We start from the raw sequence: 13,596 nt of genomic DNA on the forward strand, positions 1-13,596 counted from the left end.
AGGGTCACTTCAGCTCGGCCAGCCACCGCAGCCCGCTCAGGCCCGGTGCGAACAGGTATTCGCCGCCGCGCGTCACGACGAACGGCGGCAGGTCGCGCAGGCGGCGGCGGATCGGCTTGCGGGGGACGGTGAAGGTGCCGGCGCCGTCGCGCGGCCCGACGAGGGGGTCGCTCTCGCTCGGGGCCCCGATGAAGATCCCGTCGTTGAGCCACTGGGTCTTGACGAACTCGAACTGCCGCTTGGGGTGCGCGCCCGCGAAGACGAAGATGATGCCCCGGTCGGCGCCGTCGTCCTCGAGCACGCCCTCGGGCAGCATCGGGCCGTAGCTGGTGCCCCGGCGGATCATGCGGTGCAGCCGGACGTCGACGGTTCCCTCGTGGTCGAGGGCGTCGCGCGGGTTGGCCCGGCGGGCGTGCGCTCCGGCCGGGCATTTCAGGCCGCGCAGGTCGTCGCCGTACCGGAAGTCGTTGTTGCGCTGCGGGTCCGCGCCGAGCTCCGGGTCGTCCTTGTCCGGCGTGACGGCGAGCGGCGCGCCGCTCTGCCAGCGGCCGACCATCTTCGCCCCGAGCAGCTCCTCCTCGTGCCGGTCGGCGGCCCGGTCGCGCAGGTACTGCCGGTAGGCCGCGACCTTGGTGTGCAGCTTGCGGAACACGACGTAGGTGCCGTTGCGGCCGAGGACGTCGGGCGTGGGCATCGGTGCGGTCCCGCCGGTCTCGTCGGGGTAGCCGAGGATGAACTCGCCGGCCTTGATCGGCTCCTCCCCCGGCCGCCGCCCCGGCAGGCCCTCCACGGCCGGCTGCCCGATGCCGTCCTTGAAGCCGAACGAGGTGCGCCCGGTCGGCAGCTGGTAGCAGTCCTGCCGCCAGATCACCTCGACGCCGGGGAACTCGTCCTGGGCCGCGCGCGCCTTCGCCACCGCCTCGTCGAGTCCGGCCCGGTCGGGCGCGAGGGTGGCGAGCGCGATGTGCACCTCCGGGCGGCCGAGCGGCGCCTCCCAGTGCTCGGGGCCGCTCTCGCCGACGTCGCCGAGCAGCGCCGCGCGGGCCGCCATCCCCTCGCGAAACTCCGGCGCGAAACTTTCCAGCGAGTCCTCCGGCACGCCTAGCGCCTTTAATCCCTGGTAGCTCAGGGCGACCGTCAGCCACGCCGAGGGCGTGCGGTCGACGACCGCACGCGCCGGCGAGAGCAGCGGGATCAGCCGCCGGAGAAGGTTGCGGCCGTCGTTGCGGTCACGCACGTGCAACAGCACATAGGTGCCGACGTACGGCGAGGGCCGCTCGTGCAACGCGCCGGCCTGGATGTCGTCGAGGTCGAGGGCCATGTCGTCCCCTACAGGTGTGCGGGCGGCTGCGGCGGGTCCGGGTTGGGCTCCGCGAGGTAGGGAAACTTTCGCGAGGCCGGGCGGCTGGAACGGTCGACGCCGTCGCGGATCACCGGGCCGTGGCCCGCGTTGATCAGGAAGGTGAACAGGGTGTCCATCGCGTCGTCGTTGAGCGCCCGGCCGCCGCAGGTGCGGTGCTCCTCGCCGGCCAGCGCGGCCCTCTCGATCTCCAGGAAAGACCCGGTTTCCGCGTACGGCTTGCGGGTGTCGACGACAAGCCGGTCGTTGAGGATCAGCCGGGTCAGCGGGTGCTCGCCATCAGCGTCGGCGGGCCAGTCGACGCGCCCGTCGAGCCCGTCCCAGAACGCGAGGTTGGCGTTCAGCCGGGCCCGGTAGGCGCCGAGGTAACCGTCGGCGAGGTGGTATGCGTCCTCCATGTTGTAGAGGTCGCGGATCTCCAAGTCGCGGTTGACCCGGTCGAACTGCTTGGGTCCGAGCAGCAGGTTCTTGACCTCGGGCCGCCCGGTGCGCTCGATGCGGACGTTGAGCCGGCCGCGGGTCAGCGTCTCGGCCACCACCGCGAACATGCCGTCGCCGCCGAGGACCCGCGCGCTGTCCACGTCGAGGACGATGCTCAGCACGTTCTTGCCGTCGAGGTAGATCGTGGCGGGGTCGATGAAGGCCAGCTGCCCGCTCGCGATGGTCTTGAGGGCCGCGGGGGCGTCGAGGATGAACGGGTCCCAGCGGGGGCCGGCGAAGACGCGTACGCCGTCGCCCTCGCTCGTGGCGGCGGGCACGCCCCGCTCGTCGAACACGCAGTCGAGGACGTGCTCCTGATCGCCCGCGCCGGACAGGATCGTCTCCGGGGTCAGCGGCCGCAGCCGGAACCGGTAGATCAGGCCGTCGGAGTGGCGGGCGTCCGGCGGGGCGAACGGCAGCGTGTTGACGACGAGGACCAGGTGTCCCGGCGTTTCGGGGCTCGGGAACGCGTACACGTCGGTGATGTCGGCGATCGGCTCGGCCAGCGCCCGGGGCCCGGATATGTGATCGGACATCTAGTCGGCAGCCTCGGCGAGCAGCGGCGCGAGCGCCGGCGCCTCCAGCAGCCCGGCCGCGGCCGGGTCGTCGAGGACCTCCTGGAACGCCCGGTTGACCCGCTCGGCCTTGCGGATCTCCTTCACCGTGCCGCCGTAGTTGCGGGCGTAACCGCCGGCGGAGACCTGGGCGCTGAGCACGAACTTCTTGACCGACTCCAGGTCGGGCAGGCCCTCGTAGCCCTCGACGTGCTGGAAGATCGCGTCGAACAGCTTGAGCGGCTTCGACGCGAAGTCGTCCATGTACGAGTCCCACGGCCCGTCGAAGCTGGTCGCGAACAGCAGCCGGGTGTCGTTGTCGAACGGCACGAACCGCGCCTCGTGGATGACCGCGATCGGCAGGTCGTAGTCGCCCGGCCGGTAGCCGGGCGACTCCTGCAGGTTCCGCAGCGCCTCGTGCAGGGCCGGGCCGTGCCCCGGCCGCACGTGGAAGAAGAGGGTGAATTCGCTCGTCGGGCCTACCTGGATCCCGGGCCTGGCTTCCGCAGTCATGCGCCCATCGTCGGGTCATGCGGAAGCCGACGCCTCACCCGCCAGGGGTGACCGGGACCGCAACCCCGAGCTTCTCCGCAGCTACCTCGAGCTCGCCCCACACCTTCGGCCCGACCGGGATGCCCTCGGCCGCCCGCTTCGAGGCGATCGCCGCGCTGTTCTGGCCCGGGTAGCGGATCTCGCCCGTCGACGGCAGCCCCTGCAGCGCGGCGAGGGTCTCCGACACGTGCTCGGTGAACGCCGCCGGGTCGCCGAAGGCCGCCGGGTCGAGGGCGAGGATCAGCGCGTTCTGCCGGTGCACGCGGCCCTGCGGGTCGTCCGAGTGGAACGACGACACGATCGGGGCGCCCACCAGCACGCTGGTGATCAGCTCGAAGACCAGCGACATGCCGGCGCCCTTCGCCCCGCCCAGCGGCAGCGGCATCTTGGCGAGCGCCGGGTCGGTGGTCGGGGTGCCGTCGGCGGTCGCCGCGACGCCCTCGGGCAGCGTCTTGCCGGCGTTTCGGTACTGCGCGATCTTTCCCAGCGCGATGCCGGCCGTCGCCATGTCGAGCAGCACCGGGGAAGAACCGGCCGTGGGGACGGCGATCGACAGCGGGCTCGTGGCGACCGCCGCGCCGGTGACGCCGGGGTAGCTCATGTTCGGCATGCCGGCCACGAACGCGATCCCGACCAGGCCCTGCGAGGCGATCCGGGACGTGTAGTAGCCGATCGCGCCGGTGTGGACCGTGCGGCGCACCCCCACCGCACCGATGCCGACGGCCTGCGCGCGCCGCACCGCCTCGTCGGCCGCGGCGGTGAGCGCGATCGGCCCGGGCGCGCGGTCGGCGTCGAGGACGGTGACGCCGGACGGGCCGCCGGAGAAGCTCAACTCGGGCGTGGCGTTGGCCTCGCCGGAGTCGAGCAGCTCCAGGTAGCGGGGGACCCGGGCGACGCCGTGCGAGTCGACGCCGCGCCGGGCGGCCCAGAGCAGCACGTCGCTGACCGTACGCGCGTGGTCGGGGTCGGGGATTTTGGTATTGAGAAGTGCGGTGACGAACTCGCCCAGCTCGGCGGCCGGGATCACGACGGGCATAGGTGGTTCTCCAAGACTCAGCGCGAGACGCGGACGTTGACGATCGCGGTGGTGCCGTTGCGCACGGACTTGAGCGCCCGTTCGAGGGCCGGCCGCAGCTCGCCGGCCTGGGTGACGGTCTCGCCGTGCATGCCGAACGGTTCGGCGAAGGCCGCGAGCGAGGGCTGATCGCTCAGGTCGTTGCCGAGGAACTCGCCGGTCTCGACGGCCGCGCCCTTCGGGTAGAAGCGCAGGTGGTTCATCTTCATCGAGCGGTACTCGTGGTTGTTGTAGACCAGGATCAGCAGCGGCAGCCCGTTGGCCTTGGCCGCCTCGAGCGACGGGATGACCGGGTTGTAGAGGAACGCGCCGTCACCGATGGTGAGCACGACGGTCCGGTCCCGCGCCGCCAGCTTGACGCCGAGCGCGACGCCGATCCCCTGCCCGAGCCCGCCCTGCACGTAGAAGTAGGAGTCCGCGCGGGTGCGCCGCAGGTGACGCTGAACGACCCGGCTGTGCGTGATGGTCTCGTCGACCACGATCGACTCCTCGCCGATCAGGTCACGCAGCGTGGCCGTCACGGCGATCGGGTCGAGCCCGTTCGCCTTCGCTTCGGCCGCCTGGACGGCGGAAGGCTCCGCGGTCTGCCAGGACCGGCTGGGTGCATGGCCGGCCTGGGCGGCCAGCTGGCGCAACGTCGCGGCGACACCCCCTGACACGTACGCGTCGGCGCGCAGCACCTGATAGACGATGTGCGGCCGCTGCGGAACGTCGTCGATGACCACGATCTTCGCGTGGGCCGGCTCACGGCTCGGCGGATAGAACGGCGCCCGGCAGTTCACCAGGACGATCAGGTCGGCGGTGTCGACCCACGGCTCCAGATCCCCGCCGGCGTGCAGCTCGTGGTCGCGCGGGAAGTTCGCGCACACCGCCGAGTTGGGCTCGACCACCGGGATGGTCCAGGCCTCGGCGAACGCCACGAGCGCCGCCATGCCGTCTTCCTCGCGGCCGGCGGTCTCGGTGACGATCACCGGGTTCGCGGCCGTTCTGAGCAGGCCGGCGACGGCCGTGACGTCGTCCGGGGAACTGACCGTCGTGCCGCGCGGCGCCACGGGGTGGACCGGCTGCTCCTCCCACGGTTCGAGCAGGACCTCGAGCGGGATGTTCAGGTAGACCGGGCCGGCCGGGGCCTGCGCCGCCAGCTCCGCCGCGCGGGTGATCATGGTCGGCAGGGTGTGGACGCTGGCCGCCTGGTTGCTCCACTTGGTGAACGGCGCCGCCATCACGTGCGGGCCGCCGACCACCGACAGGTTGCGGTACCACTGGCCGCCCGGGTCGGGGCCGGGCCCGTCGCCGTAGGTGGTCGACTCCGAGGAGGCCACCACCATCGGCACCCCGGCCAGCAGCGCGCCGTGGATCGCGACCGACCCCTGCAGCAGGCCGGGCCCGGCGTGCAGCAGCACACCCTGGCCGCGGCGGGTCACCAGGCCGTACCCGGTGGCCATGCCCACCGCGACCGTCTCGTGGGTGAGGTCGAGGTAGTGCGGGCAGGGCACGCCGTCCCGGTGGCGGCGGGCGATCGACTCCCACACCGGGGCCCACTCGGAGCCCGGCGAGGAGAAGACGTAGTCCGCGCCCGCCGCCAGGAAGGCGCTGATGACCGCGTCGCCGCCGTCACTCATTTGGCGGGCTCCGTGATGGGCCAGTTCAGGCACTCGCTGATGCCCCGGCCCATGATCCACTCAAGCTCCTCCGGGGTGAAGTCGAAGTGCTTGGTGAACTGCTCGATGGTCTCCACGTAGCTGAGGCCGTGACCGAGCAGGCGGGTGATGTCGGTGCCCCAGAAGCAGCGCTGCGGCCCCATCTTGTCGACCATCTCGCGGACGTACTTCTCGATGTTGAGGTTCGGGAAGGGCTGCGTCGAGTAGCCAGGGATCGCCGACACCTTCACGTAGATGTTCGGGTGCTTGTACAGGTCGGCGGTCTCCTGCACCCAGTAGCCGATGGCGTCGTCCACGCACCGGGCCATGATGCCCATGTGGTCGATGATGATCTTCAGCCCGGGGTGGCGGGCCGCGATCTGGCCGAGCTCGGCCTTCCAGATCGGGGCGTGCACCATCGTCGGGATGTTCAGCTCCTCGGCGATCGGCCAGTACCAGTCGTTGGTGCCGTCGATCATCCAGTTGCGGTCGATCGGCCGGTGGAAGGTGAGCCGGGTGCCCTTCACGTACGGGTTCTGCGCGAAGTCCTTGAGCATGGCCTTGCCCTCTTCAGGCTTGTTCTGCGGGATCCGCGCCATGATCCCGAACCGCTCCGGGTACGCCTCGCAGGCCTCCAGGGCGTAGTCGATGCGGTCGCCCTCCCAGGACGGCGGGAGGATGAGAGCCCGGTTGACGCCGGCCTCGTCCATCAGCGCGAGGCACTCCTCGTAGCTGAACGGGTCTTCCCGGTGGCCGTTGAGGCGGATGCGCTCGCGGGCGCCGGGGACCCACGGGCGGTCCGGGGTCTCCTCCTTCCAGATGTGCACCTGGGAGTCGACGACGAACATGGGCTCTTCCTTCCTTCGCCGGCCGGAGTTGCCGGGGTGTGGCCTACGACGCTAGGGCTGGGAAAGCGCTGTGCGGAGTCCCTGGCGCGCAACCGGTTGTTGCACGAAACGCAGGGGTCTACTCCGCGCTCTTGCCCTCGATGACATCCAGGACGTGCTCGGCGATGGCCATGCTGGACGTCGCGGCGGGAGACGGCGCATTCCGTACGGCGGTGACCGCGCCGAGCCGGTGGATGCGGAAGTCGTCGACCAGGCTGCCGTCGCGGTCGAGCGCCTGCGCCCGCACGCCGGCGCCCGCGCGGACGACATCGTGGACGCCGATCTCGGGCACGTAGAGCCGGGCCGCCTTCATGTACGCGCGCTTCGAGAACGACCCGTACATCTCCTTGATGCCCGTCCGCCAATGCTGCCCGGCCATCTTCCAGGCCCCCGGCCAGGTGGCGATGCCCCAGAGATCCTTTGCCGAGAAGTCGCCCCGGCGATAGCCCTCCCGCTTGGTCGCGAGAACCGCGTTCGGTCCGACTTCGAGGGTTCCGTCCACCCGCCGCGTGTAGTGCACGCCCAGGAACGGGTAGCGCGGATCGGGCACCGGATAGATGAGCCCCCGCACCATGTCGGATTTTTCCGGCTTGACCCGCATGTACTCGCCGCGGAACGGGATGATCCGCGGCGCGGCGGTGTCGCCGGCCAGCCCGGCGACCAGGTCGCTCTGGATGCCCGCGCAGACGATCAGCTGGTCGACGGCGAGCTCCCCGGCCGGCGAGGACACGGTCAGCCCGCCGAGGTCCTGCCGCACCGACGTGACCGGGAAGTTGAAGCGCACCTCTCCCCCGGCCGCCACGATGTCCTCGGCGAACGACTCGGCGATCTGCACGTAGTCGGTGATCGCGGTCTTCGGCGAGTACAGCGCGGCGAGGCCGGCCCCGTGCGGCTCGATCTCGCGGATCTCCTCGGGCCCGACGCGACGAAGCCCGGGCACGAGGTTGACCCCGGCCCGGGCGGCGAGCGCGTCGAGCCGGGTCACGTCGTCGGGCGTCACCGCCACGACCAGCTTCCCGCACTCGTCGTACGGAAGATGCCGGTCCGCGCAGTACTCGCGGAGCATGGCGCCGCCGCGGGTGCAGAGCAGCGCCTTGAGGCTGCCCGGCTTGTAGTAGATGCCCGCGTGCACGACGCCGGAGTTGTGGCCGGTCTGGTGGACCGCGACCCGATTCTCCTTCTCGAGCAGCACGACCCGCGCGCCCGGCCGGCGCTTGGTGAGCTCCCGGCCGATGGCCAGCCCCACGATGCCGGCGCCGATGATGCCGATGGTCTCGTCCGCCATCCCGCTCACCGCCCGAAGTGGATCGCGACGGTCTTGACCCGGGTGTAGAAGTGCAGCGCCTCGACGCCCTGCTCCTTGAACGCCGACCCCGAGTCGCGGAAGCCGCCGAACGGGTGGTGCACGTCCCAGCCCGAGGTCGTGGTGTTCACGGCGATCTGGCCGCACTCCACCTGTTCGGCGAAGCGGTAGGCGGCCGCCAGGCTGTCGCTGAACACGGCGGCGGACAGGCCGTACTTCGAGTCGTTGACCGCGGCGATCGCGTCGTCGAGGCCGTCGACCGGGCGGACCACGACGACCGGGCCGAAGACCTCGTGCCGCCAGATGTCCATCTCGGTGGTGATGCCGGCGAGGATCGTCGGGTTCACGTAGCAGCCGTGCGCGAGGTCGCCGGCCGGGGCGTCGCCGCCCAGCTCGACCCGGGCGCCCTGCTCGACCGCGGTGGCGATGTCGCCGAGCACGCTGTCCTGGTGCCCGCGGCTGACCAGCGGGCCGACCACGGTGTCGGCGTCCTGGCCGGGGCCGAGCCGCAGCGCGGCCACCTTGTCGCGCAGCACCGCGAGGAACTCGTCGTGCACGGCCCGCTCGACCAGCACCCGGCTGGTGGCGGTGCAGCGCTGGCCGGCCTGCCCGAACGACGCGGCGACCACGGCGGTCGCGGCGGCGTCCAGGTCGGCGCCGGCCAGCACGACCGACGCGTTCTTGCCGCCGAGCTCGGCCTGGAAGCGCACGTTGCGCGGGGCGATCCGGGCACGCAGGGTCTCGCCGACCTCGTTGCTGCCGGTGAAGGTGACCGCGGCGATCCGCGGGTCGTCCAGCAACGCGTCGGAGATCTCCGACGTACGGCCGGTGACGACGCTCAGCACGCCGGCGGGCAGGCCCGCGTCATGCAGGGCGCGAGCCAGGTAGAGCCCGCTCGCCGGCGTCTCGGAGGCGGGCTTGAGCACGACGGCGTTGCCCGAGGCGAGCGCCGGGGCGAGCTTGCGGGCCGGGGTGAGCAGCGGGTCGTTCCACGGCGTGATGGCCAGGACCACGCCGATCGGCTCCCGGTGGAACGACGTACGGGTGTCCGGGCGCACGTCGTGCACCAGCGACCCGTACGCGTCGCGGGCTTGACCTGCGTAGTAGTCGAGGAAGTCGGCCGCCTTCTCGACCTCGCCGCGCGCCTCCTTGAGGGTCTTGCCGTTCTCGCTGGTCACGCCGAGGGCGATCTCGGCGGCCCGGACCCGCAGCAGCGACGCGGCCTTGGCCAGGATCTTCGCGCGCTCCAGGGCCGGGGTGCGCCGCCAGACCGCGAAGCCGCTCGCGGCCGCGTCGTAGATGGCGGTGACCTGCGCGGCCGTGAGCGCCGGAACCCGGACCACCGGGTGCCGCACGTCCACCGGGTCGAACACGTCGACCCAGGTGTCCGCGCCGGTCCACTCCCCTCCGGCCAGGGTTTCCATGGTTCGTACGAACATCACCACTCCTCGGGTCGCGCATTCAAGGCCGAATAGTAGAAACCCTAAAGGGGCCCGAACCATGGGCTTCCCGGCATGCATTGGTTGCGCTTCGCGCGTGCCGCCGGACGCCGGAAATCTGATGGAATTCCCGGGCCCGATACGACTGACAGCCTTACGGAGGATCTCGTGGCCTATGCGGTGATCGCGCACTACCGGTGCGCCGCCGAGGACGTCGCCCTCATCCAGGAAGCCCTGCTCACCATGCGCGAGCACACGCTGAAGGAACCGGGGGCCCTCGCCTACGTGGTCCACGCCGCCGAGGACCCCGGATTCATTCTGTACGAGCAGTACACCGACCGCGCCGCATTCGACGCCCACGCGGCGTCGGAGCACTTCGCGGAATACATTCTCGGGACGGTCCGGCCCCGGCTGACCCAGCGTGACGTTCTCTTCGGTCAGGTGGTCGGCTGATCCCGTTTTCCGGGCACGCCCCACGCCTGGAACTCGAGCTGGTAGCCGAGCGCGGCGAGCACCTCGTCGGCGATCTCCTGGTCCTCGTCGCCGGTGCCGCCGGCGACGCCCAGGCCGCCGAGGATCTCGCCGTCCCGCTTGATCGTCACGCCGCCCTCGGTGGCCACGATCGGGTGGGTCGCCATGCTGGAGAGCGAGGCGAAGAAGCCCGGGTTGCCCTCGGCCCAGTTCTTGAGCATCTTGGTCGGCCGCTGCATCACCGCCGCGCTGTACGCCTTCACGATCGCGATGTTCGGGGTGAGCGGGCGCGCCCCGTCGGGCCGCTTGACGACAAGCAGGAAGCCGCCGTCGTCGACCACCGCGACGCTCGTCGCCTTCCCGATCTTCTCGGCCGCCTTCTGGACCGCATCGGCGATCTCCTCGGCCTCGGCCAGCTTGAGCTTCACTTGACCGCCTCCCGCACCCGCACGATGGCGGCGTTGAACAGGTCCGGCCGCTCCCAGTACATGGAGTGCGGCGCGTCCGGGATCAGCTCCAGCCGCGAGCCCTTGACCAGCACGTGCGCGCGGCGGACGGTGGCGGAGCTGAGCACCGCGTCGTTCTCGCCGGCCAGGAACGTGATGTCCAGGCCCGAGGCGACGACCTCCTCGACGCTCGGCCCGCCGCTGGACAGGTTCTTCAGGTCGGCCATCTTGGCGACGTTGAAGGTGCCCATCTGCTGGAACAGGAACGTCTTGGCCGGCTCGTTCTCCTGGAAGCCCTTGGTGAGCAGGCGGTCGAGCACCGGCAGCTTCACGGCCTCGGCGCGGTCGGCGGCGACCAGGTCGGACAGCTCCGGGTCGGCGATGCCGCCGAGCGAGTGCGCGAGGACGACGCCGCTGACCCGGTCGGGGCGGGCCAGGCCGGCGCGCAGCGCGGCGACCGCGCCGATCGACTGGCCGACCAGCACCACGCCGGTGACGTCCTCCCGGTCGAGCACGGCGAGGATGTCGCCGGGGAAGTCCTGCCCGTCGAACTCCGGCATCGACGAGTCGGACTTGCCGAAGCCGCGCAGGTCGACGGTGAGCACCGTGTACCGCTCGCGCAGCTCGGCGACCTGCTGCCACCACGCGGCGTGATGGCCGCCGGAGCCGTGCACGAACAGCACGGCCGGGCCGGATCCGTGCCGCTCGTAGTAGATGGAAACGCCGTCGGAGTTGGCGACCGCCATGAATGTTTCTCCTTAGACAGACGACAGACGGACGACTAAGCCAGGCGCTTGCCGTGGTAGACGAGCTCGATCATCGTGTGGTCGGGGTCGTGGATGTAGCAGAACTTCGACTGGTTCTCGGGGCGCTCGACCGGGCGGGTGTGCCGGATGCCCAGCTCCTTGAGGTGGGCGAGGAAGCCGTCCCAGTCCTCCACCTCGATGGCGAAGTGGTAGGGCGCCATCCGGTCCATCTCCTCGACCGGGGTGAAGTGCAGGTCGAAGTTGCCGCGCGTCATCAGCACGACCTTGGTGTTGCTCTTCGGGGTGATCGCTTTCAGACCGAAGACCTTCGTGTACCACTCCTTGGTACGTTCCGGGTCGGTGGTCGGGAAGTTCACGTGGTGGATGTACTTCGGCTTGTTGCTGGCTTCGGTGTCCGTCATGTCAGTCCTCTGCTCGTACCGGGTTGGACAGCACGCCTATCCCGCTGATCTCGATGTCGACGACGTTGCCGGGCTCCAGCTGCACGGTCGCGTCGGCGCCCATCCAGAGCACGTCGCCGGGGCGCATGGTGATGTACTTCGTGGTCTCGGCGATGTAGTCGAACGGGTCGAAGATCATCGCGCCGGTGGCGAACTTCGCCCGGACCTCGCCGTCGACGCGCACGGTGGTGGTCTGCGCGAGGGGATCGACATCGGTCTCGATCCACGGGCCCATCGGCTTGAAGGTGTCGGCGTTCTTGCTGCGCCAGAAGGTGCGGTCGGCGTGCTGCCATTCGCGGGCGCTCACATCGTTGCCGATGGTCCAGCCGAAGATCGACTCCCGCGCCTCCTGCTTACTTGCCCGGCGCAGCGTGCGCCCGATGACGGCCACCACCTCGGGCTCCGCCTCGAAGCGTCCCGTCACCCCGGCCGGCTTGACGATGAGCTGCCGGTGGCCGGTCAGCGCGTTGTTGGCGCGGTAGCCGACCTCGGGGCGGTCGGGCAGTTTGGCGGCCTGGTAGCCGGTCTCCTTGGCGTGCTCGATGTGGCCGCGGTAGTTGAGCCCGACGGCATAGAAGACCGGCGGCACGATCGGCGGGAGAAATATCGCCTTGTCCACGCCGATTTCCGTTTTGCCCGGCACGCCGCCCTCCAGCGGCGAGCCGGTGAGCAGGCGGATCATGTCGCCCTCGACCAGGCCCCACTCGGGGCGGCCGCCGACCTCGACGCGGCAGTACCTCATCAGTCCACCAGCAGGTGCGAGACGCGCTTGGTGATCAGGTAGCCCTCGAGGCCCTCGGGGCCGCCCTCCTTGCCGTACCCGGACTGCTTGACGCCGCCGGAGGGCGCCTCGTGCACCGAGCCGCCGCAGTGGTTGATCGAGAGGATGCCGGCCTCGAAGCCCGCGATCAGCTTCTCGGCCGTCTTCGAGGACCGGGTGAAGCCGTACGCCGCGAGGCCGTACGGCAGCGAATTGGCCGTCGCGAGCGCCTCGTCGAGGTCGCCGAACGGGACGATCGGGGCGATCGGGCCGAACGGCTCGTCCCGCATGACCTGGGCGTCGGCGGGGACGTCGGTCAGGACCGTCGGGGCGAAGAAGAAGCCGGCCCGGTCCAGCCGCTCGCCGCCGCGGATCAGCGTCGCGCCCTTGGCGACCGCGTCGGCGACGAGCTCCTCCATCGCCTTGAGCCGGCGCGGGTTGGCGAGCGGGCCCATCGTCACGCCGTCCTCGAGGCCGTCGCCCACGACCACCCGGTCGGCGGCGGCGACGAACTCGGTGACGAACTCGTCGTAGACGTCCTCGTGCACCAGGAAACGGCTGGGGGAGGTGCAGACCTGGCCGGCGTTGACGAACTTGGCGAACGCGGCCTTGCGGGCGGCGGCGACCGGGTCGGCGTCGGCGCAGACGATCACGGGGGCGTGGCCGCCGAGCTCCATGAGGCAGGGCTTCATCTCGGCGCCGGCCTGCGCGGCGAGGAGCTTGCCGACCGGGATCGAGCCGGTGAACGCGACCAGCCGAGTGACCGGGGAGGCGATCAGATGCTGGGAGACCTCGGCGGGCTCGCCGAAGACCAGGTTGAGCACGCCCGCCGGCACACCGGCCTCGGCGAAGCACCGGACCAGCTCGGTGGCGGTGCCGGGGGTCTCCTCGGAGGCCTTGATGACGATCGAGCAGCCGGCCGACAGCGCCGCCGCGATCTTGCGCATCGGGGAGCCGGCCGGGAAGTTCCAGGGGGTGAAGGCGGCGACGACGCCGACCGGCTCATGGCGTACGGAAAGAACGGTGTCGCCGGCGCTCGGGATGATCCGGCCGTAGGCACGGCGGGCGTCGTCGGCGTCCCAGCGCAGCGCGCCGGCGACGCGCAGCGCCTCGCCGCGCGCCTCCTTGAACGGCTTGCCCTGCTCGAGCGTCATGATCCGGCCGACCCGGTCGGCGCGGCTCGTGAGCAGGTCGGCGGCCTTGTGCAGGGTCGCGACCCGCTCGGCGATCGGGATGGCCCGCCACACCTGGAAGCCGGCCTGCGCAGCCGCGATGGCGTCGTCGAGGTCCTCCCGCGTGGCCAGGGGGACCTGGCCGAGGATCTCCTCGGTGGCGGGGTTCAGCACGGGCGCGGTCAGGCCGCTGCCGCCCGGGCGCCACTCGCCGGCGATGTAGAGACCGAGATCCGGATACACGATGCCT

Annotated in this window: 14 protein-coding genes; 1 reads left to right on the forward strand and 13 read right to left on the reverse strand. The window is 71.0% G+C overall.

Translation table 11 applies throughout. The features are described 5' to 3' along the window. Positions 1 to 4 precede the first annotated feature (4 nt). The 8 genes from ACQPZX_RS26640 to ACQPZX_RS26675 form a co-directional block, all read right to left on the reverse strand. On the reverse strand, positions 5 to 1,321 hold the full coding sequence (locus tag ACQPZX_RS26640) for a Dyp-type peroxidase (RefSeq protein WP_433360387.1): 1,317 nt from the start codon (positions 1,319 to 1,321) through the stop codon (positions 5 to 7). A gap of 8 nt (positions 1,322 to 1,329) precedes the next feature. Then, positions 1,330 to 2,376, reverse strand: a complete 1,047-nt coding sequence (locus ACQPZX_RS26645) for a DUF4331 family protein (protein ID WP_433360390.1) — start codon at positions 2,374 to 2,376, stop codon at positions 1,330 to 1,332. Then, on the reverse strand, positions 2,377 to 2,907 hold the full coding sequence (locus ACQPZX_RS26650; RefSeq protein WP_433360393.1) for a hypothetical protein: 531 nt from the start codon (positions 2,905 to 2,907) through the stop codon (positions 2,377 to 2,379). A gap of 34 nt (positions 2,908 to 2,941) precedes the next feature. After that, complete coding sequence (locus ACQPZX_RS26655; protein ID WP_433360396.1) at positions 2,942 to 3,982, reverse strand: Ldh family oxidoreductase; 1,041 nt, start codon at positions 3,980 to 3,982, stop codon at positions 2,942 to 2,944. Between the two features lie 17 nt (positions 3,983 to 3,999). Further along, positions 4,000 to 5,643, reverse strand: a complete 1,644-nt coding sequence (locus ACQPZX_RS26660) for a thiamine pyrophosphate-dependent enzyme (protein WP_433360399.1) — start codon at positions 5,641 to 5,643, stop codon at positions 4,000 to 4,002. Then, positions 5,640 to 6,509, reverse strand: a complete 870-nt coding sequence (locus ACQPZX_RS26665) for an amidohydrolase family protein (RefSeq protein WP_433360402.1) — start codon at positions 6,507 to 6,509, stop codon at positions 5,640 to 5,642. Before ACQPZX_RS26665 ends, ACQPZX_RS26660 begins: the two co-directional genes overlap by 4 nt. 118 nt (positions 6,510 to 6,627) lie before the next feature. After that, positions 6,628 to 7,833, reverse strand: coding sequence for an L-2-hydroxyglutarate oxidase (gene lhgO, locus ACQPZX_RS26670; RefSeq protein WP_433360405.1), 1,206 nt, complete (start codon positions 7,831 to 7,833; stop codon positions 6,628 to 6,630). Positions 7,834 to 7,838: 5 nt separating this feature from the next. Then, the gene (locus ACQPZX_RS26675) at positions 7,839 to 9,290 is read right to left on the reverse strand and encodes an aldehyde dehydrogenase family protein (RefSeq protein ID WP_433360408.1); all 1,452 of its coding nucleotides are present in this window, start codon (positions 9,288 to 9,290) and stop codon (positions 7,839 to 7,841) included. A 168-nt stretch (positions 9,291 to 9,458) separates the two neighbouring features. On the opposite strand from ACQPZX_RS26675, the gene ACQPZX_RS26680 reads away from it, so the two are divergent. Next, positions 9,459 to 9,743, forward strand: coding sequence for a putative quinol monooxygenase (locus tag ACQPZX_RS26680; RefSeq protein WP_433360411.1), 285 nt, complete (start codon positions 9,459 to 9,461; stop codon positions 9,741 to 9,743). Here the strand turns inward: ACQPZX_RS26680 and ACQPZX_RS26685 are convergent. Genes ACQPZX_RS26685 through ACQPZX_RS26705 form a run of 5 tightly spaced genes read right to left on the reverse strand, consistent with a single transcriptional unit; the run spans position 9,728 to position 13,589 of the window. Then, positions 9,728 to 10,189 (reverse strand): GlcG/HbpS family heme-binding protein, encoded by a 462-nt coding sequence (locus ACQPZX_RS26685; protein ID WP_433360414.1) that lies wholly within the window; start codon positions 10,187 to 10,189, stop codon positions 9,728 to 9,730. The genes ACQPZX_RS26680 and ACQPZX_RS26685 overlap by 16 nt on opposite strands. Beyond that, positions 10,186 to 10,953, reverse strand: coding sequence for an alpha/beta fold hydrolase (locus ACQPZX_RS26690; protein ID WP_433360416.1), 768 nt, complete (start codon positions 10,951 to 10,953; stop codon positions 10,186 to 10,188). Before ACQPZX_RS26690 ends, ACQPZX_RS26685 begins: the two co-directional genes overlap by 4 nt. Before the next feature lie 35 nt (positions 10,954 to 10,988). Next, entirely contained in the window at positions 10,989 to 11,375 is a 387-nt protein-coding gene (locus tag ACQPZX_RS26695) for a VOC family protein (RefSeq protein ID WP_433360418.1), read from the reverse strand. Between the two features lies 1 nt (position 11,376). Next, positions 11,377 to 12,156 carry a fumarylacetoacetate hydrolase family protein gene (locus ACQPZX_RS26700; protein WP_433360421.1) on the reverse strand — a complete coding sequence of 260 codons (780 nt, stop codon included), beginning with the start codon at positions 12,154 to 12,156 and terminating at the stop codon, positions 11,377 to 11,379. Then, entirely contained in the window at positions 12,156 to 13,589 is a 1,434-nt protein-coding gene (locus ACQPZX_RS26705; RefSeq protein ID WP_433360424.1) for an NAD-dependent succinate-semialdehyde dehydrogenase, read from the reverse strand. The genes ACQPZX_RS26700 and ACQPZX_RS26705 overlap by 1 nt, the downstream gene beginning before the upstream one ends. Between the last annotated feature and the right edge of the window lie 7 nt (positions 13,590 to 13,596).

Source organism: Actinoplanes sp. CA-142083 (assembly GCF_050942195.1).
Taxonomy (GTDB): Bacteria; Actinomycetota; Actinomycetes; order Mycobacteriales; family Micromonosporaceae; genus Actinoplanes.